Source organism: Pseudanabaena biceps PCC 7429, assembly GCF_000332215.1.
GTDB lineage: Bacteria > Cyanobacteriota > Cyanobacteriia > Pseudanabaenales > Pseudanabaenaceae > Pseudanabaena > Pseudanabaena biceps.
This window is the reverse complement of the sequence record NZ_ALWB01000402.1, coordinates 1-1,820: the sequence shown is the minus strand read 5'-3', so window position 1 is coordinate 1,820 and position 1,820 is coordinate 1. Positions and strand designations below refer to the sequence as shown.

Here is a 1,820-nt window from a genome sequence, read left to right as displayed (position 1 = left end):
ATTACCATAGGACATAATCCCCAAAATACAAGTGGCGGCGCGAAGCGCCGCCACTTGTATTTTGGGGATTTATTCCAAACCCAGAAACGAGTACCGCCCGCGTAGCGGGCGGTACTCGCTTTAGAAAAAGATGATTGGCAGTGCCTGTACTGCCAATTATCTTTGGGGCTTTAATTTGTCCTATAGTCTCGCCTTAAAGTCAAGCATTGAAATTAATCTTTTCCCTCTTGTCTCTTTAGTGAATTCGCAACACCAGCTCCACCAAATCCACCAACAGCAAGAGTAAATACCTTCTCTGGCAACTCTTGATTTCCGCATAAACCTGAATAAATTAACACTAGAGCAAAAAATGTTAGACCGACAGCTAATGCTATCTTTTTGATATTTTCACTGGATGTTTGACTTTCGATCTTAAACTTCTCCTTGGCAATGGCTTCCTGATGTCTATTTTCTTCCTTCTGTTTAGCTAACTCAAATCGTTTCTCGTCATAGCTTTGACAAAATTTCAATAGGCCTAAAGCATCTTTTTCAGCCAAAATCTCAAATAATTCCTGCGATATGGTGGGCATTTGGATAGGTAAAGTAGAACTTTCTACTGTGGTAACAATGGGTTTTATTCCAGTAAAAGTCTTATCAATTGCTGAAGAGCTATTTTTTTCGGGATTATCGTCTTGAGATTTAGCATTCGTCATAACCACCTTGTAAAAAACTAGTTAATGATTGATTAATCTGATTGATTACATAATCAGCACGCCTATTTAAGTAATTGCCATCCCCGTTATAAATCATCACTACAACCTCCTCTTCCCCATCTTCAGGTAATTCTGGACTAATTTCCCACTCAGGATTCGCTCGTCTTATAAATTCCACATTTTGCCTAAATTCAACTACTTGCTCTTCACTCGCTGGGGTGGGGAGATAAAATCGATAGACTTTATTGACTGATTGACCAAGGTTAGGTATTCGGCTACGGGCTTTAACTGGAAACAATTGATAAGTCTCGATGGCTTTATATAAGATATCTGCAACTTCCCCCTCCGCATTGTCCACGGTCTTTTGCATTGCTCCTTGAAAATCTTGAGAAAGGCTCAGATCTAGTTGTTTATGCTTGGTTTGAGTGATTGCTTCTGAGGAATCAGCGTTCATAGTAATTTACAAAAAGTGATCTTATTAACACAAATTCAATAGAGTTTAATAGAGTTCAATAGAGGAAGGTTGAGATAAACTTGTAGCTATTTACACCTATTTACAATTGATTGCCATAGTTTCCGATCTTGATTAGAGACTTAATATTATGGAGAGACAATTATCTTTTTGATCTCATCGTTTTCGATAATGGCTAATTCACGACCTTTTTTTTTCTCTTCTTGGGCAATGTTATAGATTGCCAAGGCTGTTCGTAAAACTTCAGACATGTTCTTATCTGATTCGTCGGAGATCTTTTGTAATATTTCGTAGTCGTTATTACTTAGGTCGAGATTTAGTCTCTTTCTTTTTGGAGTTGGGGAGTTAGACATATTAACAATCACAGGAATACTTGCCATAGAAAAGAAAAGCATCACCAAAAATATTATTTATATATTATTGGCATATAAATAATATATAAATAATATATGTTTATTTCTTTAGTTTTAGGCGATCGCATGTTCGCTTAACCTTAGATTTACATGAGCTTAACCTTTCGGAGAAATTATTATAACACATAAATTTTGTGTATCAAACAAAATTTATCTCCGCCAAATTTTTCATACTATAGCTGCCGTCAACTGTATCAGGACATAAACCCCAAAAGAGGGTTGCCGCACTCCGTGCGGCAACCC

The 1,820-nt window shown here is 37.1% G+C and carries 3 protein-coding genes; all 3 read right to left on the bottom strand.

What is annotated here, in order from left to right; translation table 11 throughout:
• Positions 1–212: 212 nt before the first annotated feature.
• The 3 genes from PSE7429_RS22745 to PSE7429_RS22735 all read right to left on the bottom strand — a co-directional run bounded on the left by PSE7429_RS22745 (position 213) and on the right by PSE7429_RS22735 (position 1,544).
• On the bottom strand, positions 213–692 hold the full coding sequence (locus PSE7429_RS22745; protein WP_009629755.1) for a hypothetical protein: 480 nt from the start codon (positions 690–692) through the stop codon (positions 213–215).
• Positions 679–1,146: a hypothetical protein gene (locus PSE7429_RS22740; protein ID WP_009629754.1), complete on the bottom strand. Its 468-nt coding sequence runs from the start codon at positions 1,144–1,146 to the stop codon at positions 679–681. Before PSE7429_RS22740 ends, PSE7429_RS22745 begins: the two co-directional genes overlap by 14 nt.
• A gap of 146 nt (positions 1,147–1,292) precedes the next feature.
• Positions 1,293–1,544 carry a hypothetical protein gene (locus PSE7429_RS22735; RefSeq protein WP_100229020.1) on the bottom strand — a complete coding sequence of 84 codons (252 nt, stop codon included), beginning with the start codon at positions 1,542–1,544 and terminating at the stop codon, positions 1,293–1,295.
• Positions 1,545–1,820 lie beyond the last annotated feature (276 nt).

Coding starts and splice junctions, on each gene's coding strand:
- PSE7429_RS22735 (WP_100229020.1), bottom strand. CDS start 1,544: ATGGCAAGTATTCCTGTGATTGTTAATATGTCTAACTCCCCAACTCCA.
- PSE7429_RS22740 (WP_009629754.1), bottom strand. CDS start 1,146: ATGAACGCTGATTCCTCAGAAGCAATCACTCAAACCAAGCATAAACAA.
- PSE7429_RS22745 (WP_009629755.1), bottom strand. CDS start 692: ATGACGAATGCTAAATCTCAAGACGATAATCCCGAAAAAAATAGCTCT.